This window comes from Paenibacillus sp. GbtcB18 (assembly GCF_019091125.1).
Classification (GTDB): Bacteria; Bacillota; Bacilli; order Paenibacillales; family NBRC-103111; genus Paenibacillus_F; species Paenibacillus_F chitinolyticus.
Map to the genome: position 1 here is coordinate 1 of NZ_JAGXJX010000326.1, position 274 is coordinate 274.

The 274-nt window shown below is 52.6% G+C and carries 1 pseudogene; it reads left to right on the forward strand.

What is annotated here, in order from left to right:
* Positions 1-274 (forward strand): annotated as a pseudogene (locus KVT34_RS30275) (IS3 family transposase); the annotation flags it as partial.

Genomic DNA, 274 nt, shown 5'->3' on the forward strand with positions numbered 1-274 from the left:
CATCAAGATGCGTCTCGAGCAGATCAGCGGCGTTGTCATGAATCACAAGAAAATTCGCCGCCTCATGCGCAAGACTGGCTTGGTCGCGGCAATACGTCAAGCTAATCCTTATCGCAAGATGGCTAAGGCGACTCAGGAACACCAAACCTGTCCCAACCTGCTCAAACGCCAGTTCAACCAAGGCGAGCCGGAGAAGGTGTTTCTCGCCGATATTACTTACCTGCGCTATGGAAATGGACAATGGGCGTACCTTTCTTGCGTGAAAGACGGGGCT